Below are 21,870 nucleotides of genomic sequence, written 5' to 3'. Positions count from 1 at the left end.
CGCCATCCGGCAAAATGCCCGGGTGTTAACCGGGCATTGAAACGTTCTTACCAGTAGTGCTCTGCGGTCATATGGCCCGGTCGGCGGCGCAGGTGTTTGGTCATCTGCCGGGTGTCCTTCAGCAACTGCTGGGTATCGCGCACCATCTGCGGGTTTCCGCACAGCATCACATGACAGGTTTCTTTATCCATTGGCAGCCCGACCGCTTTTTCCAGTTCACCGCTTTCAATTAGTGCCGGTACACGCCCGGTCAGCGAATCTGCCACGGTTTCACGACTGACCACCGTCTGGATGCGTAATTTACCTTCGTAGCGCTTTTCCAGGGCCTGCATCAACGGTAGATAGCTCAAATCGGCGGCATAGCGCGCGGCGTGGACCAGCACCAGATTTTTGAAGCGATCCAGGTCTTTGCCTAATTGCAGAATCGACAAATATGGGCCGATAGCCGTGCCGGTTGCCAGCATCCACAGCGTGTCGCAATCGGGGACTTCATCCAGCACGAAGAAACCAGCAGCTTCACTCACCACCTGGACTTCATCGCCAGGCTTCAGTGCTGCCAGACGAGGGCTGAGTTTGCCGTCGGGAACCGTCACTAGATAAAACTCTAAATCGGGGTTATCAGGGGCATTGACGTAAGAATAGGCACGCTGGACGCGCTCGCCGTCGATCTCAAGGCCAAGCTTGGTGAATTGACCTGCAGTGAAAGGAAGAACCGGAGCTCGCACGGTCAAACTAAACAGGGCATCGGTCCAGTTCTGTACCTTCGTGACTTTGCCTGTTACCCAATCTGCCATGGTTTTCTCCTGTCTGCTTTGATTGCCTTATCTTCGTTCGTTGGACGAAAGATTTCCAGCCCATATGGGCTGGAAGGCTCTATTGATCAAATCAATTACAGGATGTGCGCCTGCACATCGGGATCTTTGCGATCGAGGTAGTGAATCGACTGAATGCGACGGATCGTACGTGATTTACCGCGGATCAGCAGCGTTTCGGTGGTCGCGATATTACCTTTGCGGCTAATCCCTTCCAGCAAATCGCCTTTGGTGATGCCGGTGGCAGAGAAAATGACGTTGTCGCTACGCGCCATTTCATCGAGACGCAGCGCTTTGCCCGCTTCAATACCCATGGCGGCGCAACGAGCGAGTTCCTGTTCGCCAATGCGACGGTTCTCTTCGCTGTCGCCTTTGACGTCATGACGCGCCAGCAAACGACCCTGCATGTCGCCGTCCAGCGCGCGGATAACGGCGGCAGAAACGACACCTTCCGGTGCGCCGCCAATGCCGTACAGCACGTCAACTTCACTGTCTGGCATGCAGGTCAGAATGGAGGCAGCAACGTCACCATCTGGAATAGCAAAGACACGCACGCCCAGTTTTTGCATTTCGGCGATCGTTTCATCATGGCGTGGTTTGGCCAGAATGGTGACGGTCAGTTCATTCAGCGGCTTATTGAGTGCAGCGGCAACGTTATGTAGGTTGGCTTCCAGCGACAGGTCCAGGTCGATAGACCCTTTTGCGCCTGGGCCGACAATCAGCTTTTCCATGTACATGTCTGGCGCGTTCAGGAAGCAGCCTTTATCGCCAACAGCCAGTACGGCCAGCGCGTTTGCCTGACCCATTGCCGTCATGCGTGTGCCTTCGATAGGATCGACGGCGATGTCGACCGCATCACCAAGACCGGTCCCGACTTTCTCACCGATAAACAGCATCGGTGCTTCATCGATCTCACCCTCGCCAATCACGATGGTGCCGTCGATATTGACCTGGTTGAGCATAATACGCATGGCGTTTACCGCCGCGCCGTCAGCGGTATTTTTGTCGCCGCGGCCCAGCCATTTATAGCCAGCCAGCGCGGCCGCTTCGGTCACGCGTGAAAATTCAATGGCAAGTTCTCGTCTCATTGCAAACTCGTAGCTGAAAGGAATGGCGCGAAGTGTAGCACAGGGGAGGGGGCGAGATTATTGATGTGTGTGCGGGGTTACCCCCGCACGAAGATATTGCCGGATAAGGCACAGTTGCCATCCGGCTATGACGTATTACTCGTCGTGATCTTCCCACGCCATGGCGCGTTTGACCGCTTTTTTCCAGCCGCTGTAACGGAAGTTACGTTCGGTGGTTTCGATGCCTGGGCGGAATTCGCGCTCGATGACCGCTTTTTCCTGCAGCTCATCCAGATTCTGCCAGAAGCCTACTGCCAGACCAGCCAGGTATGCCGCACCCAATGCGGTGACTTCGCGGACTTCCGGGCGCTCAACGCGCGTGCCGAGAATATCGGACTGGAACTGCATCAGGAAGTTATTGGCGACCGCACCGCCATCGACGCGCAGGGCGTGCAGGCGAATACCGGAGTCAGCCTGCATTGCTTCCAGAACATCACGAGTCTGGTATGCAATAGACTCAAGCGTGGCACGGATGATGTGGTTGGAGTTTACCCCACGGGTCAGACCAAAGATGGCGCCGCGAGCATACGGGTCCCAGTACGGTGCGCCCAGGCCAGTAAATGCCGGAACGACGTACACGCCGTTGGTGTCTTTCACTTTGGTGGCGAAATATTCGGAGTCGAACGCATCGCTGATGAGTTTCATTTCATCACGCAGCCACTGGATAGATGCGCCAGCCATAAATACCGCACCTTCCAGCGCGTAGTTCACTTCCCCGGTCGGTCCGCAAGCGATGGTGGTCAGCAGTCCGTTTTCGGACTTGACGGCTTTCTCGCCGGTGTTCATCAGCATGAAGCAGCCGGTACCGTAAGTGTTTTTCGCCATCCCTTCCTTCACGCACAGCTGGCCAAACAGCGCTGCCTGCTGGTCACCGGCGATACCGGAGATAGGAATACGAATACCGCCTTTACCACCGATGTTGGTCTGGCCGTACACTTCAGAAGAGCGACGAACTTCAGGCAGCATTGCACGCGGAATATCCAGCGCATCCAGCATCGTGTCATCCCAGTCCAGGGAGTGGATGTTGAACAGCATGGTACGTGAGGCGTTGGTGTAATCCGTGACGTGTACACGTCCCTGCGTCATTTTCCAGATAAGCCAGGTATCTACGGTACCGAACAGCAGTTCGCCGCGACGAGCGCGCTCACGCGAGCCTTCTACGTGGTCGAGGATCCACTTCACTTTGGTGCCGGAGAAGTACGGGTCAATGACCAGACCTGTATTATTACGGATGTACTCTTCCATACCGTCGCGCTTGAGCTTTTCGCAGATATCCGCGGTACGACGACACTGCCACACAATCGCGTTATAGATAGGTTTACCGGTTTCGCGTTCCCAGACGATGGTGGTTTCACGCTGGTTGGTAATACCGATCGCTGCAATTTCATCGGAACTGATATCGGCTTTCGCCAGAACTTCTACCAGCGTGGAGCTTTGGGTCGCCCAAATTTCCATCGGGTCATGTTCTACCCAACCTGCTTTCGGGTAGATTTGTTCGAATTCGCGCTGTGAAACGGCAACGATATTCGCATCGTGGTCCATTACGACCGCGCGGGAGCTGGTGGTGCCCTGGTCGAGCGCAACGATATATTTTTTTTCAGTCATAATTTTTTGTCCCGTAGTCACATTACTGCGAAGCTTTTTGTTGAGTGTTGGCCGCAACGTCTTTTTCTTCAATCGCGCAGACATCGCACGGTAAATGACGACCAATCAGTTTGCGATATGCCCATGCGCCCAAAATCGCGCCGGTAATCGGGCCAAACACCGGAACCAGGAAGTAAGGGATATCGCGACCACCCGTGAAGGCAATCTCACCCCATCCGGCCATCCAGGCGAAGAGTTTCGGTCCGAAGTCACGTGCCGGGTTCATCGCAAAACCTGTCAGCGGACCCATGGAAGCACCAATAACGGCAATCAACAAGCCGATCAGCAGTGGTGCCAGCGGACCACGAGGTACACCGTTACCATCGTCGGTCAGAGCCAGAATCAGCCCCATTAGAATAGCGGTAATGACCATTTCAACCGCGAAGGCCTGCACAAAATTGATATGCGGGTTCGGATAGGTGGAGAAAGTACCTGCCAGACCCAGGCTCTCGGTACTGCCGCGTACGATATGGTTAGTTTGTTCGAAATCGAGGAAAAGATTGTAATAAAGCCCGTAAACCAGTGCCGCTGCGCAAAAGGCGCCGGCAATTTGCGAAATAATAAAAGGAACAACTTTGCGTTTATCAAAACAGGCGAACAGCCAGAGTGCGATGGTTACCGCGGGATTCAGGTGTGCACCAGAAACGCCTGCGGTCAGATAGATAGCCATCGCTACCCCCAGACCCCAGATGATACTGATTTCCCACTGACCAAAAGTAGCCCCAGCCACTTTAAGTGCAGCGACACAGCCCACACCGAAGAAAATCAACAACCCGGTACCGAGGAATTCAGCAATGCACTGGCCTTTTAAGGTTGATGTTTGACTCATAATCGGATCCTGAAGAGAGTTTAATGTTTATTGTGTGCGAGAAGGTCACTGACATCCCCGGAGCCGGTAGGCACACTGTTAATTTATCGTTAACGCGCAAAAACGAGAAATATCGAAATTAAAATGTGTGTACTGCATCAACAAAATGAGCGTTTTCGCGCCATTGTGAGGTATTTGTTATACAAAAATAGTGTGAGCTGAATCATTTCACTGATCAATCTGTTAACACTTAAGAGTTATGACAGTAATGTCACCAGGAGAAAGACTAAAAGTGTTGCAAACCGCAATCTGCGCGGGATGCCGCTGGACAGGGATGACGCGGCTTCATACAATCGGTGTTAAGTAGAGTGCGCTCGTTTTTATTAAGGCGTCGCCGGTTATCGGGACGAGGATTTTTATCCATCAACGCCTTGCAATTCAGGAGAGGTATGACGATGTCATTAGAAGTGTTTGAGAAACTGGAAGCAAAAGTACAGCAGGCGATTGATACCATCACGCTGTTGCAGATGGAAATCGAAGAGCTGAAAGAAAAGAACAACTCACTGTCGCAGGAAGTTCAGACTGCACAGCAGCAGCGTGAAGAACTGGAGCGTGAGAACAACAGCCTGAAAGAACAGCAGAACGGCTGGCAGGATCGTCTGCATGCCCTGCTGGGTCGTATGGAAGAAGTCTAATTACGCTTTATCTTTCGCGCCGTAGCTGCGTTGGCCGCGCTCAGTTACCCCAGTCACGTAGTTTACTACGCTCCTGGGGATACCTTCGTTTGCCGCCTTGCTACAACACGAAATCTTTCGCGTAACCGCCCCTGATTGTAGGCCGGATAAGGCGTAAGCCGCCATCCGGCAATCAGTGACACGCATAAAAAAGGCACCTTGCGGTGCCTTTTTCGCTTACTCGATATCGAGCGGGTCTTCGGAGAGGATTATCCCGGTGTTATCGGCGTACAGGTGGTCGCCGGAGAAGAACGTCACGCCGCCAAAGTTGACGCGTACATCGCTTTCTCCAATGCCTTCACCTGAGGCACCTACCGGAATAGCGGCAATCGCCTGAATGCCGATATCCAGTTCTTCCAGATCGTCTACCTGGCGTACTGAGCCGTAGATGACCAGACCTTCCCATTCATTCTGTACGGCCAGCCGTGCCAGTTCGGCATCGACCAGCGCACGACGAACAGAACCGCCGCCATCGACCAGCAGAATGCGACCACGGCCGTTTTGTTCGAGCAGATCGTACAGCAACCCGTTGTCCTCGAAACATTTTACCGTGATGATTTGTCCGCCAAACGACGACCGTCCTCCAAAGTTAGAGAACAGCGGTTCCACGACGTTGACATCTTCCTGATAGATGTCACAAAGCTCGGATGTATCGTATTTCATAGGCTTAACGTTCAGTTGCTGCGAGAATTTTTAGTATATCGCGCTATGTGTACTGTTGGCAAAATCATCAATTGTTAATTGATATTTGTCAGTTAAAGAGACCACTGACTTAAGAAAATTCCAACGACAAACAGCAGGTTAGTTAACAATGCCGCTTTTACGGTGCGTTCCAGCATCGGACGCATTGCTGCCGGGTCCATCTCGCGCATTACATAGTGAGCCTGTTTGATCAGCAGCGGAGCGGCGAGGATAAACAGCCATCCCCACAGGCTTTGCAGTGAGAACAGGTTGAACAGTGCCAGACAGACCAGCGTGCCCATCAGCAGACAGGCGTGGTAGCGGCGGGCATTGACAGCACCTAAACGTACGACCAGCGTGTTCTTGCCGTTCTCTCTGTCGCTGTTGATATCGCGCAGGTTGTTGACGTTGAGCACGGCGGTTGCCAGCAGGCCGCAGGCGGTGGCAGGCAGAATCAGCGCTGGAATCAACGTATGCGCCTGCAGATACCAACTTCCCATTACGCTGAGCCAGCCGAAGAATACCAGCACAGAAATATCGCCCAGGCCGATATATCCGTAAGGGCGATTACCCACGGTGTAGGTGATCGCGGCGATAATCGACAGACCGCCGAGCACCAGGAAACCGACAAAATCCGCCAGCGTGTGACAGGCTACAGCTACCAGGGCCAGCCCGGACAGACAGATCAGCACTACGGTGACGATCAGCGCGCGCTTCATCTGCTGTTGGGTGATGACCCCTTTTTGCATACCGCGCAGCGGTCCAATACGGTCGGGCTTGTCGCTGCCTTTGACGGCATCGCCATAGTCGTTAGCGAGATTGGACAGAATTTGCAGCAGTCCTGCCGTAATCAATGCCAGCAGAGCAACCAGCGGATCGAAGTATCCTTGCCACCATGCTAATGCCGTACCGACGATGATCGCCGCGAAGGCGAGCGGTAAGGTCTTAGGTCGTAAACTTTCCAGCCAGGCTTGTGAGCGGCTAATTTGTTGTTGTTCAGTCATATTTAGCGCCAATAAAAATGGGGCTTTATCAGCCCCATCAACAGTGATGAAAATGCATTGAACGCGATTATAGGATAAAACGGCTCAGATCTTCATCTGCGACCAGCGCATCCAGATGTTTGCTCACATATTCGGCATCAATTGTGATGCTTTGGCCGTTCAAATCGCTCGCATCATAGGAAATATCTTCCATCAGACGTTCCAGAACGGTATGCAGACGACGTGCACCGATGTTTTCGGTGGTTTCGTTAACCTGCCAGGCCGCTTCGGCAATGCGTTTAATACCGGATTCAGTGAAGTTGATGTCCACACCTTCAGTCGCCATCAGCGCTTTGTACTGGACGGTGATGGAGGCATTCGGTTCGGTAAGGATACGCTCAAAATCGCTGGTGGTCAGCGCCTGCAGCTCGACACGAATCGGCAGACGACCCTGCAGTTCTGGGATCAGGTCGGACGGTTTGGCTACCTGGAATGCACCAGAAGCGATAAACAGAATGTGATCTGTTTTCACCATGCCGTGCTTGGTGGAGACAGTGCAGCCTTCAACCAGCGGCAGCAGGTCGCGCTGTACGCCTTCACGGGACACGTCCGGGCCGGAGGATTCACCGCGCTTACAGATTTTGTCGATTTCGTCGATAAACACGATCCCGTGCTGCTCAACGGCGTCGATAGCTTCTTGTTTCAGCTCTTCCGGGTTCACCAGTTTGGCAGCTTCTTCTTCAATCAGCAGCTTCATCGCGTCTTTGATTTTCAGCTTACGCGGTTTTTGCTTCTGACCGCCCAGGTTCTGGAACATGGACTGCAGCTGGCTGGTCATCTCTTCCATTCCTGGAGGCGCCATAATTTCAACGCCCATCGGTGCGGCCGCGAGATCGATTTCGATCTCTTTATCATCCAGCTGGCCTTCACGCAGTTTTTTACGGAATGCCTGACGCGCTGCAGAAGGTTCCTGCGGCTGCTCTGACTGCCCCCAGTTATTTTTAGCTGGTGGGATCAGCACGTCGAGAATGCGCTCTTCCGCCATCTCTTCGGCACGGAAGCGGTTTTTCTCGATTGCCTGCACGCGGACCATTTTGATGGCAGCATCGGTCAGATCGCGGATGATGGAATCTACTTCTTTACCAACATAGCCGACTTCGGTGAATTTTGTTGCTTCAACTTTGATGAATGGCGCGTTGGCTAGTTTTGCCAGACGACGGGCGATTTCGGTTTTACCGACGCCGGTCGGGCCAATCATCAGAATGTTTTTCGGCGTGACTTCATGACGCAACTCTTCGTTGAGCTGCATACGACGCCAGCGGTTACGCAGGGCGATCGCCACGGAACGCTTAGCGTTATCCTGGCCGATGATGTGTTTGTTCAGTTCGCTGACAATTTCGCGTGGGGTCATTTCAGACATGGGGGATCCTTACGCTTTGGAGTTCAATTCTTCGATGGTATGGAAGTGGTTGGTATAAATGCAGATATCCCCTGCAATATCCAACGCTTTCTCAGCAATCTCGCGTGCGCCAAGCTCGGTATTTTCAAGCAGAGCGCGTGCAGCAGCCTGGGCGTAGGGACCGCCGGAGCCGATAGCAATCAGATCGTTTTCTGGCTGGATGACGTCGCCGTTACCGGTGATGATGAGTGATGCCGTTTCATCTGCGACGGCCAGCAGCGCTTCGAGTTTGCGCAGCATACGGTCGGTACGCCAGTCTTTTGCCAGTTCAACGGCCGCTTTCACCAGGTGACCCTGGTGCATTTCCAGCTTGCGTTCGAACAGTTCGAACAGCGTGAATGCATCCGCAGTACCGCCCGCAAAGCCCGCAATGACTTTGTCGTTATACAGACGGCGGACTTTCTTCACGTTGCCTTTCATTACGGTGTTACCCAGTGTGGCCTGACCATCACCGGCGATTACCACATGGCCGTTACGGCGTACGCTTACTATTGTTGTCACGAGCAGACCCCTTGGTTACAAATGCAATGTACAGGCCCCGCACAGTGTACGGGGCGTAATGCAAGTATAGATGGGGGGGATTTTGGGGGTTTCAACCCCCAGTGGAGAGTCGAATGCAGTTTGTGTGACCAGCAACCTTCAGGCGGCTGATGGTGTTGTCGGCATTCTCTTTGCCTTTGACCGGACCAATGACCACACGATTCCAGCCGTTATTGGTGGTTATACGGGAGTTAAAGCCTTCAAAGGCCAACTGCGCGCGCACGGTTTCTGCCTGCTCAGCGCCTTTAAATGACCCGCACTGAACCATCCAGCGGCGTTCATCTTTTTTCTCCGCCGTCTGTTTTGGCGGTTGCGTTTCATTCGTTATTGGCGCGGCCGGTTGCGTTTTCGGCTGAGCGGCGGTGGTATGCGCAGGCGTTTGCAGCAGATCCTGATACGGCTGTTGCGCCGCCGGTTTTGGCTGCGCTTTCGGCTGCTGTACCGGCGCGGCTTGTGCTGTACGCGTTTGCTGCTGCTGATACGGCTGTTCTGTTGCCCGTGGACGCGGCTGCTGAGCCTGCTGCTGTGCGTTATTCCACTGCTGCTGTTGCACCTGACGCTGACGCTGCAGCGTTTGTTGGCGCTGTTCAGGCGTTTGCTCGTTCCACGGTACTTCGTTGAGCTGTGTCGGCTGTTGACGCATATCAGCCTGCATTTGCGCCAATAGCTGGCGCTGCTCATTGGTTAGCTGATCGGCATTCAGCACCTCGCCGCCCGCAGACGGTTCGGTAGGCGCACGTACGCCAGGCTGACGGCTTTCCAGCTCTTTGATGTATCGCCAGCGCTCTTCCGGTTTTGGCGGAATGCCATTACCGGTGACTTTCTGGTTTTGCAGCGTTTCGGACTCTTCTTTCTTGTGATGCGTAATGAAGTACAGACCACCGATAAAGGTCACGAGTACGGCTGCAGCAATAGCAACCATTGCGGGCGATACCGCAGGCGTATTGCGTTGTTTTTTCCGTGATGTGCTCTTCTTGCGCCGCGAAGGTGCCGGTTGGCCGCGACGTACATAATCTCGTTGTGCCACTATCGTTTCGCTGTATTTATTCGTTCGTCAGCCCGCCATGTTACTTAAGCGACGGGCCTTTGACCAGACAGGGGAGTCCGAAAGCACTTTACTTTACGTCAGTGCCCGGGTAGTACCCCGAATAATAAGCTCGCAGTCCAGTAAACGTGAGCCACTGCTGACGCTCTGCCCTTGTAATTGATCGAGCAGTAACAGCATAGCTTCACGTCCGATATCGAAACGCGGCTGTGCGACGGTTGTCAGGGGTGGATCACAAAATTCCGTGAGCGAAATGTTATCAAAGCCAATAATGGATAAATCATCAGGGACTTTCAGACCCTGACGTTTGGCGTAAGAGAGTGCACCCAGCGCCATGACGTCGCTGTGACAAAAGACAGCGGTAGGCGGCTGCGGTAGTTCAAGGAGCTGCTTCAACGCATTGGCTCCCGCTTCATAGGTAAAGTCACCGCGCGCGATGAAATGCGGATCGACCGTAATTCCGCTGCGGCGTAATGCCTGAACGTAGCCTTGCAGACGGTAATGGCACAGCGGCATATCTTCGGGTCCGGCGATACAGCCAATGCGTTTATGCCCCAGTTCCAGCAGATAATTCATCGCGTTAAAGGCGGCGGTGAGGTTATCAATGTGCACGGTAGGGAGTTCCAGCTCTGGCGCGAACTCGTTCGACATGACCATCGGCGGTAAATTGCGCTGTTCTTCCACGCTGGCATCAAACGGCAGGCGCGAGCTGAGCAGTACCATGCCATCGATCTGCTTGGTGATAATGAGGTTAAGAAACGTCTTTTCCTGCTGATTCTGGTGCGCGCAGTCGCCAATAAGCACCAGGTATCCCTGTTCTGCGGCAGTCACTTCGATGCCACGAATCACTTCGCTAAAAAACGGATCGCAGATATCCGGCACAATCACCAGAATGGTACGTGACTCATTACGCTTAACGTTACGTCCCATTGATTGGGGTAGATATCCCACTTCCAGCGCTGCCTGCTCAACCTTGTTACGGGTTGACTGCGAGACTTTGTCCGGGTTCATTAATGCGCGGGATACGGTTGCCGTTGAGACTTTCGCCTTCAGAGCAACATCTTTCATCGTAGCGGCGGCAACCTGCTTATTCGGTTTCACTCTTTCTCCTCGCCAGAGAGCTGCTGGCACAGACTCGTCCCTGGATAACCTTCATCTGAAACATTTTTATCAGATAGTGAATGGAAGCGGTTACAGAATTTTCATAAAAAGTGTGATGGATCTTTAATTTTACGATCCGCCTCGCATCGTGAGGGGTTATCCCTCGATGGGATCGACATCCAGCACCCATTTAACCTTGCGTGCATCGGGTAGCGTATTGATCAGTGCCAGCGTGCCGCTGACGATATGTTGCAGACGAATTCGTGATGGATGTTGCAACAATATTTGCCAACGATAACGACCACCGCGTTTGGGCGCCAGTGCGGGAACCGGGCCGAGCACCCAGAGTTTGTCATCAGCCAACGGGCTGGCTTGAATGAGATTCCGTAGTTGCTGCAAGAACATTGGTGCATGCTGGTTGTTATGATCTTCTGCCCGCACGATCACATGGCTGGTCCACGGTGGAAGCTGGAGCGTTTGTCGCTCGGCCAGCGCCTGTTCGGCAAACGCGTCATAGCCTTTATACAGCAAGGTTTGCAGCAGCGGATGTTCAGGATGGTGCGTTTGCAGCACCACTTCGCCTTGCTTCCCGGCGCGTCCGGCACGGCCAGAGACCTGCGTATAGAGCTGGGCGAAGCGTTCTGCTGACCGGAAATCTGCGGAGAATAGCGCGCCGTCAACGTCCAGCAGCGCCACCAGAGTGACGTCCGGGAAGTGGTGGCCTTTGGCCAGCATTTGCGTGCCTATAAGAATTCGTGCGCCGCCGCGATGCACTTCCGCCAGATGCTGCTCCAGCGACCCTTTACGGCTGGTGGTGTCGCGGTCTATACGTGAAATTGGCACACCGGGGAAAAAAGGTGCCAGAGCCTGCTCAAGCTGTTCGGTGCCGAGTCCTACCGGAACCATATGCGTTGAACCACAGGAAGGGCACTGACGCGGTATTGGGCGCTGGCTGTCGCAGTGGTGGCAACGCAGGTGGTGCTGCGCCTGATGTAGCGTGTAGTAATGATCGCAACGCGGACATTCGGCAATCCAACCACAGTCGTGGCACAGCAGCGCAGGCGCAAAACCACGACGGTTCAAAAACAGGATCACCTGGTTATCCGCCTGCAGGTGCTGACGCATACGGGCGATTAGCGCAGGGGCGAGTCCGGCCTGCACCTGCTGACCTTTGAGATCCAGCACGTGCTGAGTGGCTGGGCGCGCATTTCCGGCGCGGCGCGTCAGGCGCAGCATGCGGTATTTGTTCTGCCGCACGTTACACAGCGTTTCCAGTGCCGGAGTGGCTGAGCCGAGAATAATCGGGATCTGCTCACTATGGGCGCGGTAAACCGCGAGGTCGCGCGCATGATAGCGCCAGCCTTCCTGCTGTTTATAAGAGCTGTCGTGTTCTTCGTCGATGACAATCACGCCGAGATTTTTAAACGGCGTAAACAGCGAAGAACGCGTGCCGATAACAATCGCCGCCTCGCCATTTTTTGCTTTCAGCCAGGCTGAAAGACGTTCACTGTCGTTTAAACCGGAGTGCAGGACTTCGACCGGCGCATTAAAACGTTCGCGAAAACGGGCAATAGTTTGCGGCGTCAGGCCAATCTCCGGCACCATCACCAGAGCCTGCTTGCCCTGGGCAAGGACGTTTTCCAGAACGCTAAGATAGACCTCTGTTTTGCCTGATCCCGTTACGCCCGCTAATAGCCAGGCGCTAAAACTGTCTGAGGCGCTGTGAATCGCCCCGACGGCGGTGGCCTGCTCGGTGTTCAGCCGCAGACGCTCACCGGAAACCGCGTAGTGCGTACGCCAGTCGCTAAAGCCTGGTGTTTCGTTCGCCAGATCGCACAGCCCTTTTTTCCGCAGTGCCTGTAATGCGGCATCATTAAATTCCAGTTCAGCCACCTGGTCGCGCCAGATTTTCCCCTGGCGTAGCGCAGCCAGCGCCTGTTGCTGCTTGGGAGAACGCTTCAGGCTGTTGAGGTCAATTACCTGGCCTTCTTCAGTGGCAAACCAGTACCACATGGGCGCGTTTGTCGCCGGGCGTCCCTGGCGCAGTAAAATTGGCAGAGCGTGAAACAGTACGTCACCGATGGGATGATGATAATAATCAGCCGCCCACAACAGCAGACGCCAGACAGAGGTCGAGTAGACAGGTTCGCTGTCCAGCACTTCGAGAACGGCTTTCAATTCGCTCCGCGGCAGTTCACTGTGCTCGCTGACGGAAAGGACGATACCCACGCGCTCCTGCTGCTTGCCAAAGGGCACGCGTACACGACACCCGGCTTTGGCACTCAAGCCTTCCGGCAGGAGGTAGTCAAAGGTGCGAGGTAGCGGAACAGGTAAGGCAACGTGCGCAACGGGCATTGAATCATCCTGACTTGAAATCTGGCGGGTTAGTATACACATTAGTGGAGGGTAGAATGCGGATCAGTTTGCATGAGCAGGTTAATTTCTGTATGATTCGCCGCCTTTGATGCAAATTGATTGCTTCAAACAATGACCATTACCCGAGAGTTTCAGGCTGTTGATGCAGCGTGAAAGGTGACGGGGAATAATTAACATCGCGTGGTGTCTGGCGTTAGGGCTGGAAGAGCGACGCGGCCTTAAACCGAGGTTTTCCCATGAAAAAAGATATTCACCCGAAATACGAAGAAATTACTGCAAACTGCTCTTGCGGTAACGTCATGAAAATCCGCTCTACCGTCGGTCACGATCTGAACCTGGACGTGTGCGGTCAGTGCCACCCGTTCTATACTGGCAAGCAGCGTGATGTTGCTACCGGTGGCCGTGTTGATCGCTTCAACAAGCGTTTCAGCATCCCAGGCAGCAAGTAAGTTTCAGCTGTCAGAAAAAAGCGCCTTACGGCGCTTTTTTTGTTTCTGCGCTTCAGAACTGAAATATATATTGATGTATTGAATAATCTATTTTATTCAATAAATAAAACGGTGTTTTATTTTTTCGATAAAATATTGCAACTGGTGATCTGCGTCCTTTTTATCTTCTGTCTTTTGCCACTTTTACCAGCTCCTGGCAAAATACCAAAGGTTTCTGCTTTCTTTCTAAAATACACTTTCGTGGAAATATAAAATTAATCTAAAAGCCTTTTTGTTTTCCCATTTTATGGACAAACGAGATGGATTATTTCCGTTGTTGAGTGTGAAGAGGGATTGTCATGAAATTTAAATCTGCGTTATTACTGATTCCATTATTCTCTGCGGCCGCACAGGCGGGTTATGTTGATTACCGACATGAATATTATGACGATGGACGTAATTACGATCGTGTGTATATGTCTCACCGTTTTGCCACGGGTTTTGGTGTGGCAGTAGAAGCCATTTCTCGTTCCGAAAACACGCAGTCAAATGATGCGTGGAATAATATGGAAAGTAACGGCAACGAGTATACCGCAAGCTATCAGTTCACCTGGCAGGGTCTTGTCTGGCAGCCCGGCATTGCGATCGAAACGGGCGATAATATCGCGATTTATAAGCCTTATATCCGCGTGCAGTACAACATCAACGACAACTGGTGGACCGCGTTCCGCTATCGTCAGGAGTACATGCGCAGAAACACTGACGGCAAAGATGACCGCATGGTCTATCGTCCGGAAGCCTGGCTTGGTTATAACGTCAATGACTGGATGTTTGAGCTAAATGGTATTTATAAAATTGCCGATAGCGAAGATTTATATAACAACCGGAAAGATGATTATGAATATAACTTCCGCGTGGCGTACAAATTAGGCTCCTGGGTTCCATTTGTTGAGGTTGGCAACGTTTCCTCGGGTTATAACACAACAACGACAGACGATCGTCAGACCCGTTATCGTGTCGGTCTTGGTTATAACTTTTAATCGGTAATAGTTTTCGTATCGGCTGATTACGTCGATAAGCATAGTTTGTGTGAATAATATGTCTAAGGAGTTGACATCATGTCTAATGATGGAACTATTATCGGAAATAATGAAACCACTGCCGTCAGGCCTTTCGGAATTAGAGATAAAATTGGTTATTTATGTGGTGACCTCGGAACCTGTTTTATTCTTGGCTTAGTTAATAGTTTTTTAATGATTTATTACACTAACGTCCTCGGTATTTCCGGCGTTATTGTTGGCTCACTCTATTTTGTGACCAAACTCTTTGATGCGTTCGTTGATGTTGGTGTAGGGCGCTTATGCGATACCTCTAAACTGACGGTACATGGACGTTTCAACCCGTGGGTGCGTCGTATGAAGTATCCATTTTGCATCATTGCGGTTGTCCTGTTCCTGCCGTTTGTGAATGATTTTTCTTATACGGCGAAAATCATCTACATCTGCTGCTCCTATTTCATTTACGGTTCGCTGTTATCGACCGTGAGTATTCCGTACGGTGCTATGTCTGCGGCGATTAGCTCGAATCCTGAAGATCGTGTATCGCTTTCAACCTGGCGTAGCGTTGGGTCAGCAATTGGCGGTGGGGCAACTGGCTTTTTCATTCCAATCCTGATGTACACCACCCTGGTGGATGGAAGCCAGGTGATTTCCGGGCAACACTTCTTCTGGATTTCCATTGGTTGCGCAGTGCTGGGCTTGATCTTTTTATCCTTGACCTGTCATTTAACGACGGAGCGCGTGCGCGTGGAGAGAAAAGAGAGCATGCCCGTTTCGGTGTTGCTGAAGGGACTGGCACGCAATAAGGCGCTGATTGTTTTAGTGGTTGTGGATTTGCTGATTGTAATTAATCAGGGGTTGTCCGGTACCAACATGACTTACCTGTTTAATGACTATTTCCACAATAAAGAGGCGATGTCAGTCGCGTTGCTGTTTACCTTTGGTTCCCTGGTTTTGCTGGCGCCATCGGCATCCTGGCTCACGAAGCGGTTTGGTAAAAAAGAAGCCAGCGTAGGCGCGTTGCTTTTTGCCGTGGTCATGTATGTGATTATGTACTTTGTCCACATTACGGATGCAAAGGTCTATCTGGTTTTCTTGTTCCTGGCGACGCTGGGTGCAGGGTTATTCAACCTGATGATTTGGGCGTTTATGACTGATGTTTGTGACTACCATCAGTATGTCACTGGCGATCGCGAGGATGGCACGGTTTATGGTGTGAACTTCTTTGCGCGCAAGGTTGGTCAGGCATGCGCAGGGGCGATTGGTGGCTTTATGTTGGCTATCATTGGCTATCAATCATCGTCAACAGGTGGTGCAGTGCAAACCAGCATTGTGCAGGAAAATATTTATACGATGGCGAATCTCTTGCCGGCGCTATGCCTGTTTTTGGCGGCGGTCATTCTGATTTATTTCTATCCATTGAACCGTACGGAAACGCTCAAAATGGAAGAAACATTGAATAAACTCAATGGTATTAGTAAGTAACACTGTGAGAAAAGGCGGGAGCATTCCCGCCTCTACACGCCCATTGCTGTTCTAACTATCAGTATTCCCACGTTTCCGGGTTGATACCCAGTTCACGCATGATTACCTTTGCTTCTTCCGGGATTTCATCACTGCGTTCTTTACGCAGGTCGTCATCGTTGGGTAAGGGTTGCCCAGTAAAAGCATGCAGAAACGCTTCACACAGCAGTTCGCTGTTGGTGGCGTGGCGCAGGTTGTTCACCTGACGACGCGTGCGTTCATCGGTAAGGATTTTTAACACCTTCAGAGGAATGGAAACCGTAATTTTTTTGACTTGCTCACTCTTCTTACCGTGCTCAGCGTATGGGCTGATATATTCGCCGCTCCATTCAGCCATGAGATACCTAATCCTCTTCGTCATTAATATTGAGGCCAGAACCTGAGCCCGGACCATAATTGCGCGTAGTTTATCGTAGTGGCGTGGCCCTGACACGAAGTAAGCCGACGCAGATGTACGCTAATGCATATAATTTTAACGGCTATTTCCAGTTTGCTCAATCTATACGCAAAGAAGTTTAGATGTCCAGATGTATTGACGGCTATCGTAACTATGATTACTCTGGTGTCTGACTTTTCACCGACTCAGCCAGGATCTCCTCAATATGACGCGTAAACAGGCCACCATCGCAGTGCGTAGCGGGTTAAATGACGACGAACAGTACGGTTGCGTTGTCCCGCCGATTCACCTCTCCAGCACCTATAACTTTACCGGATTTAATGAACCTCGCACCCATGACTATTCGCGTCGCGGCAACCCAACGCGCGATGTTGTTCAGCGTGCGCTGGCGGAACTGGAAGGCGGTGCAGGTGCTGTGCTGACCAATACTGGCATGTCGGCGATTCATTTGGTGACCACGGTCTTCCTCAAGCTAGGCGATCTGCTGGTCGCACCGCATGACTGCTACGGCGGGAGCTACCGACTGTTTGACAGTCTGGCAAAGCGTGGCTGTTACCGGGTCCTGTTTGTCGATCAAGGAGATGAGCAGGCATTACAGGCCGCATTGGCGGAAAAACCGAAGCTGGTGCTGGTAGAAAGCCCAAGCAACCCGCTGCTGCGCGTGGTGGATATTGCGAAAATCTGCCAGCTGGCGCGTGAAGCTGGCGCGGTCAGCGTGGTCGACAACACTTTTTTAAGCCCGGCACTGCAAAATCCACTGGCATTGGGCGCCGATCTGGTGTTGCATTCATGCACGAAATATTTAAACGGTCACTCAGATGTGGTGGCTGGTGTTGTGATAGCGAAAGATCCGGAAACGGTCACTGAACTGGCATGGTGGGCGAATAATATTGGTGTGACCGGCGGCGCGTTTGATAGTTATCTGCTGTTGCGCGGCCTGCGTACTCTGTCTCCTCGAATGGAGGTGGCGCAACGTAATGCTCAGGCGATAGTCGATTATCTGCAAACTCAGCCGCTGGTGAAAAAATTGTATCACCCGTCATTGCCGGATAATCAGGGCCATGAGATTGCCGCGCGTCAGCAAAAAGGCTTTGGCGCGATGTTAAGTTTTGAACTGGATGGTGATGAGCAAACGCTGCGCCGCTTCCTTGGCGGGTTGTCATTGTTTACGCTGGCGGAATCGTTAGGGGGCGTTGAAAGTCTGATCTCCCACGCCGCAACCATGACACACGCGGGCATGGCGCCAGAAGCGCGTGCTGCTGCCGGAATTTCCGAAACGCTGCTGCGTATCTCCACCGGTATTGAAGATGGCGAAGATTTAATTGCCGACCTGGAAAATGGCTTCCGGGCTGCAAACAAGGGGTAAACATGAGTGTGATTGCGCAGGCAGGGGCGAAGGGTCGTCAACTGCACAAATTTGGTGGTAGTAGTCTGGCTGATGTGAAATGTTATCTGCGTGTCGCAGGCATTATGGCGGAGTACTCGCAGCCTGATGACATGATGGTTGTTTCAGCCGCAGGCAGTACCACTAACCAGTTGATTAGCTGGCTGAAATTAAGCCAGACCGATCGCCTTTCTGCGCATCAGGTTCAACAGGCGTTACGTCGCTATCAGAGCGAGCTTATCAGCGGTTTGTTACCGCCTGATATAGCGGATGGACTAATTGGTGCGTTTATTCACGATCTGGAGCGTCTGGCTGGATTACTCGACAGCGGCGTGAACGATGCCGTCTATGCTGAGGTTGTTGGGCATGGTGAGGTATGGTCCGCGCGTTTGATGTCTGCGGTCCTTAACCAACAGGGGCTGGAGTCAGCCTGGCTGGATGCGCGCGATTTTTTACGTGCTGAACGCGGTGCCCAGCCGCAGGTAGATGAAGGTCTTTCTTACCCGCTGCTACAGCAACTGCTGGCGCAGCATCCGGGTAAATGGCTGGTGGTTACCGGCTTTATTAGCCGCAGCAATTGCGGTGAAACGGTCCTGCTGGGGCGTAACGGCTCCGACTACTCGGCGACGCAGGTTGGCGCGCTGGCGGGCGTTTCTCGCGTAACTATCTGGAGCGATGTCGCCGGGGTTTACAGCGCGGATCCGCGTAAAGTAAAAGACGCCTGTTTGCTGCCGCTGCTGCGTCTGGATGAAGCCAGCGAGCTGGCGCGTCTGGCGGCACCGGTTCTCCATGCCCGTACCTTACAGCCGGTTTCCGGTAGCGATATCGATCTCCAACTGCGTTGTAGCTATACGCCGGAGCAGGGTTCAACGCGCATTGAACGCGTACTGGCCTCCGGTACCGGGGCGCGTATTGTGACCAGTCATGATGACGTCTGCCTGATTGAGTTTTTGGTTCCGACTGGCCAGGACTTTAAGCTGGCTTATAAAGAGATTGATCAGGTTTTAAAACGTACCCAGGTGCGTCCGCTGGCAGTGGGTGTGCATCCTGACCGCCAACTGCTGCAATTTTGCTATACCTCCGAAGTCGCTGACGGCGCACTGAAAATTCTGGATGAAGCTGGTCTGCCGGGCGAGCTGCGTTTGCGCCAGGGGCTGGCGCTGGTAGCGATGGTCGGGGCGGGCGTCACCCGTAATCCGCTGCACTGCCACCGTTTCTGGCAACAGTTGAAAGGTCAGCCGGTTGAATTCACCTGGCAATCGGAAGAGGGTATCAGCCTGGTCGCGGTACTGCGTACTGGGCCAACAGAGAGCCTGATTCAGGGCCTGCATCAGTCAATTTTCCGCGCGGAAAAACGCATTGGTCTGGTGTTGTTCGGCAAAGGCAACATTGGTTCGCGCTGGCTGGAGCTGTTCGCTCGCGAGCAGAGCACGCTCTCGGCGCGCACCGGATTAGAGTTTGTGCTGGCGGGTGTGGTTGATAGCCGTCGTAGCCTGCTGAATTACGAAGGGCTGGATGCCAGCCGCGCGTTAGCTTTCTTTGATGACGAGGCGGTAGAGCAGGATGAAGAGTCTCTATTCCTGTGGATGCGTGCTCACCCGTATGATGATTTAGTGGTGCTGGACGTTACTGCCAGCGAGCAACTTGCGGATCAGTATCTGGATTTTGCCAGCCATGGTTTCCACGTTATCAGCGCCAACAAACTGGCGGGGGCGAGCAGCAGTCATAATTATCGCCAAATTCATGACGCTTTCGAAAAAACCGGCCGCCACTGGCTGTATAACGCCACCGTGGGAGCAGGTTTGCCGATCAATCATACCGTGCGCGATCTGATTGATAGCGGAGATACCATTCTGTCGATCAGCGGGATCTTCTCCGGTACGTTGTCGTGGTTGTTCCTGCAATTTGATGGCACGGTCCCGTTCACCGATCTGGTGGATCAGGCGTGGCAACAGGGGCTGACTGAACCCGATCCGCGCGTAGATCTTTCCGGCAAAGATGTGATGCGTAAGCTGGTGATTCTGGCGCGTGAAGCAGGTTACGACATCGAACCGGACCAGGTTCGCGTGGAATCGCTGGTGCCTGCGCATTGTGAAGAAGGCTCTATTGACCATTTCTTTGAGAATGGTGATGAGCTGAACGAGCAGATGGTGCAGCGTCTGGAAGCGGCGCGTGAAATGGGGCTGGTGCTACGCTATGTGGCGCGTTTTGATGCTAACGGTAAAGCGCGCGTTGGTGTTGAGGCGGTTCGTCCTGAACACCCGCTGGCGGCGCTGTTGCCGTGCGATAACGTATTCGCCATTGAAAGCCGCTGGTATCGCGATAACCCGCTGGTAATCCGTGGACCGGGCGCAGGTCGTGACGTCACCGCCGGCGCTATTCAGTCAGACATCAACCGTTTGGCGCAGCTGCTGTAGTTTTTGTTGCCGGATGATCCGGCCGACGGTTCGTTTGTGACCCAGGCCGGATAAAATACGTCAACAGCCATCTGCATAATCACTTCAACGCTCTCATCCTGCGTTAAACCTACCCGTATTGCGTCTTACCCGCGCTCTGGCCAGAGGCGAGTCTGTCACCGCTCTCGTTAACGGCTTGCAGACGGTCATGCCACAATTCCCCATCATTTCAGGCTGATGTGAATTTTTTTCACGTTGGCTGAGTATTCCTCACCTTTAACGATGATTTTTGTGTTGACGCCAGCGTGCTTTTCCGTCATTTTTACATCTAGACGTCTAAACGTATAGCAGTTCACAACACGACATATAACGACAAAAGATTGATGAGGTAAGGTATGAGCTTTTTTCACGCCAACCAGCGGGAAGCCCTGAATCAGAGCCTGGCGGAAGTACAGGGTCAGATTAACGTTTCGTTTGAGTTTTTCCCGCCGCGCACCAGTGAAATGGAGCAAACCCTATGGAACTCCATCGATCGCCTGAGCAGCCTGAAGCCGAAGTTTGTTTCAGTCACCTATGGTGCAAACTCTGGTGAGCGCGACCGCACTCACAGCATTATTAAAGGCATTAAGGATCGCACTGGCCTTGAAGCGGCTCCGCACCTGACCTGTATTGATGCTACCCGCGATGAGTTGCGCACCATTGCTCAGGACTACTGGAATAACGGTATTCGTCATATTGTTGCTCTGCGCGGTGACTTGCCGCCGGGAAGCGGTAAACCGGATATGTATGCCTCTGACCTGGTGACTCTGCTGAAAGACGTTGCGGACTTTGATATCTCCGTTGCGGCTTACCCGGAAGTACACCCAGAAGCGAAGAGCGCTCAGGCCGATTTGCTGAACCTGAAGCGTAAGGTTGATGCCGGTGCAAACCGCGCCATTACTCAGTTTTTCTTCGATGTGGAAAGCTATCTGCGCTTTCGCGATCGCTGCGTGTCTGCGGGAATCGATGTGGAAATTATTCCGGGTATCCTGCCAGTCTCCAACTTTAAACAGGCGAAAAAATTTGCCGATATGACCAATGTTCGTATCCCTTCCTGGATGTCGACCATGTTTGATGGTCTGGATGATGATGCGGAAACCCGCAAGCTGGTAGGTGCAAACATCGCTATGGACATGGTGAAAATCCTCAGTCGCGAAGGGGTGAAAGATTTTCACTTCTATACCCTTAACCGTGCCGAGATGAGCTACGCTATTTGTCACACACTGGGTGTAAGACCGAATTAAACAGATGCCCCAGCCCTCTACGGAGGGCTTTTTATTGATCATTTTGATCTACATCTCTGTAACTTTAAATATAAAAGGAATTAGCTATCG

At 52.7% G+C, this 21,870-nt stretch carries 19 protein-coding genes; 7 read left to right on the top strand and 12 right to left on the bottom strand.

What is annotated here, in order from left to right:
* Nucleotides 1–47: 47 nt before the first annotated feature.
* From fpr to C2U43_RS24705, 4 genes are all read right to left on the bottom strand, one after another.
* Entirely contained in the window at nucleotides 48–794 is a 747-nt protein-coding gene (fpr, locus tag C2U43_RS24720; protein WP_008787029.1) for a ferredoxin--NADP(+) reductase, read from the bottom strand.
* 95 nt (nucleotides 795–889) lie between these two features.
* Nucleotides 890–1,900, bottom strand: coding sequence for a class II fructose-bisphosphatase (gene glpX / locus C2U43_RS24715; RefSeq protein ID WP_103285927.1), 1,011 nt, complete (start codon nucleotides 1,898–1,900; stop codon nucleotides 890–892).
* 135 nt (nucleotides 1,901–2,035) lie between these two features.
* On the bottom strand, nucleotides 2,036–3,544 hold the full coding sequence (gene glpK / locus C2U43_RS24710) for a glycerol kinase GlpK (protein ID WP_003028792.1): 1,509 nt from the start codon (nucleotides 3,542–3,544) through the stop codon (nucleotides 2,036–2,038).
* Between the two features lie 22 nt (nucleotides 3,545–3,566).
* Entirely contained in the window at nucleotides 3,567–4,412 is an 846-nt protein-coding gene (locus tag C2U43_RS24705; protein ID WP_003825195.1) for an MIP/aquaporin family protein, read from the bottom strand.
* A gap of 428 nt (nucleotides 4,413–4,840) precedes the next feature.
* On the opposite strand from C2U43_RS24705, the gene zapB reads away from it, so the two are divergent.
* On the top strand, nucleotides 4,841–5,086 hold the full coding sequence (gene zapB, locus C2U43_RS24700; RefSeq protein ID WP_103285926.1) for a septal ring assembly protein ZapB: 246 nt from the start codon (nucleotides 4,841–4,843) through the stop codon (nucleotides 5,084–5,086).
* Nucleotides 5,087–5,302: 216 nt separating this feature from the next.
* On the opposite strand, the gene rraA is transcribed toward zapB, so the two are convergent.
* From rraA to priA, 7 genes are all read right to left on the bottom strand, one after another.
* Nucleotides 5,303–5,788, bottom strand: coding sequence for a ribonuclease E activity regulator RraA (gene rraA, locus C2U43_RS24695; protein ID WP_008787034.1), 486 nt, complete (start codon nucleotides 5,786–5,788; stop codon nucleotides 5,303–5,305).
* 92 nt (nucleotides 5,789–5,880) lie between these two features.
* Entirely contained in the window at nucleotides 5,881–6,810 is a 930-nt protein-coding gene (gene menA, locus C2U43_RS24690) for a 1,4-dihydroxy-2-naphthoate polyprenyltransferase (protein WP_103285925.1), read from the bottom strand.
* Nucleotides 6,811–6,877: 67 nt separating this feature from the next.
* Nucleotides 6,878–8,209, bottom strand: coding sequence for an HslU--HslV peptidase ATPase subunit (gene hslU, locus C2U43_RS24685; protein ID WP_003028803.1), 1,332 nt, complete (start codon nucleotides 8,207–8,209; stop codon nucleotides 6,878–6,880).
* A gap of 9 nt (nucleotides 8,210–8,218) precedes the next feature.
* Complete coding sequence (hslV, locus tag C2U43_RS24680) at nucleotides 8,219–8,749, bottom strand: ATP-dependent protease subunit HslV (RefSeq protein ID WP_003028805.1); 531 nt, start codon at nucleotides 8,747–8,749, stop codon at nucleotides 8,219–8,221.
* Between the two features lie 91 nt (nucleotides 8,750–8,840).
* On the bottom strand, nucleotides 8,841–9,815 hold the full coding sequence (ftsN, locus tag C2U43_RS24675; protein ID WP_079935063.1) for a cell division protein FtsN: 975 nt from the start codon (nucleotides 9,813–9,815) through the stop codon (nucleotides 8,841–8,843).
* A gap of 93 nt (nucleotides 9,816–9,908) precedes the next feature.
* Nucleotides 9,909–10,934, bottom strand: coding sequence for a DNA-binding transcriptional regulator CytR (cytR, locus tag C2U43_RS24665; RefSeq protein ID WP_003825179.1), 1,026 nt, complete (start codon nucleotides 10,932–10,934; stop codon nucleotides 9,909–9,911).
* Between the two features lie 156 nt (nucleotides 10,935–11,090).
* A complete protein-coding gene (priA, locus tag C2U43_RS24660; RefSeq protein ID WP_103285924.1) occupies nucleotides 11,091–13,289 on the bottom strand; it encodes a primosomal protein N' in 2,199 nt (732 codons plus the stop codon).
* A 257-nt stretch (nucleotides 13,290–13,546) separates the two neighbouring features.
* Between priA and rpmE the strand changes: the two genes are divergently transcribed.
* The 3 genes from rpmE (at nucleotide 13,547) to C2U43_RS24645 (ending at nucleotide 16,281) form a co-directional block, all read left to right on the top strand.
* The gene (gene rpmE, locus C2U43_RS24655; protein ID WP_008787040.1) at nucleotides 13,547–13,759 is read left to right on the top strand and encodes a 50S ribosomal protein L31; all 213 of its coding nucleotides are present in this window, start codon (nucleotides 13,547–13,549) and stop codon (nucleotides 13,757–13,759) included.
* 338 nt (nucleotides 13,760–14,097) lie between these two features.
* Nucleotides 14,098–14,778 (top strand): oligogalacturonate-specific porin KdgM family protein, encoded by a 681-nt coding sequence (locus C2U43_RS24650; protein ID WP_003825173.1) that lies wholly within the window; start codon nucleotides 14,098–14,100, stop codon nucleotides 14,776–14,778.
* Nucleotides 14,779–14,856: 78 nt separating this feature from the next.
* On the top strand, nucleotides 14,857–16,281 hold the full coding sequence (locus C2U43_RS24645) for an MFS transporter (protein WP_032945626.1): 1,425 nt from the start codon (nucleotides 14,857–14,859) through the stop codon (nucleotides 16,279–16,281).
* 58 nt (nucleotides 16,282–16,339) lie between these two features.
* On the opposite strand, the gene metJ is transcribed toward C2U43_RS24645, so the two are convergent.
* Entirely contained in the window at nucleotides 16,340–16,657 is a 318-nt protein-coding gene (metJ, locus tag C2U43_RS24640; protein ID WP_003825168.1) for a met regulon transcriptional regulator MetJ, read from the bottom strand.
* 265 nt (nucleotides 16,658–16,922) lie between these two features.
* Between metJ and metB the strand changes: the two genes are divergently transcribed.
* The 3 genes from metB to metF all read left to right on the top strand — a co-directional run bounded on the left by metB (nucleotide 16,923) and on the right by metF (nucleotide 21,780).
* Nucleotides 16,923–18,083 carry a cystathionine gamma-synthase gene (metB, locus tag C2U43_RS24635; RefSeq protein ID WP_103285923.1) on the top strand — a complete coding sequence of 387 codons (1,161 nt, stop codon included), beginning with the start codon at nucleotides 16,923–16,925 and terminating at the stop codon, nucleotides 18,081–18,083.
* Between the two features lie 2 nt (nucleotides 18,084–18,085).
* Nucleotides 18,086–20,518 (top strand): bifunctional aspartate kinase/homoserine dehydrogenase II, encoded by a 2,433-nt coding sequence (locus tag C2U43_RS24630; RefSeq protein ID WP_103285922.1) that lies wholly within the window; start codon nucleotides 18,086–18,088, stop codon nucleotides 20,516–20,518.
* 374 nt (nucleotides 20,519–20,892) lie between these two features.
* On the top strand, nucleotides 20,893–21,780 hold the full coding sequence (gene metF / locus C2U43_RS24620) for a methylenetetrahydrofolate reductase (RefSeq protein ID WP_003825161.1): 888 nt from the start codon (nucleotides 20,893–20,895) through the stop codon (nucleotides 21,778–21,780).
* Nucleotides 21,781–21,870: the final 90 nt, after the last annotated feature.

The organism is Citrobacter freundii complex sp. CFNIH9 (assembly GCF_002903305.1).
Lineage (GTDB): Bacteria > Pseudomonadota > Gammaproteobacteria > Enterobacterales > Enterobacteriaceae > Citrobacter > Citrobacter portucalensis.
The sequence above is the reverse complement of the archived record's forward strand: the minus strand, read 5'-3'. Positions and strand labels throughout refer to the sequence as shown.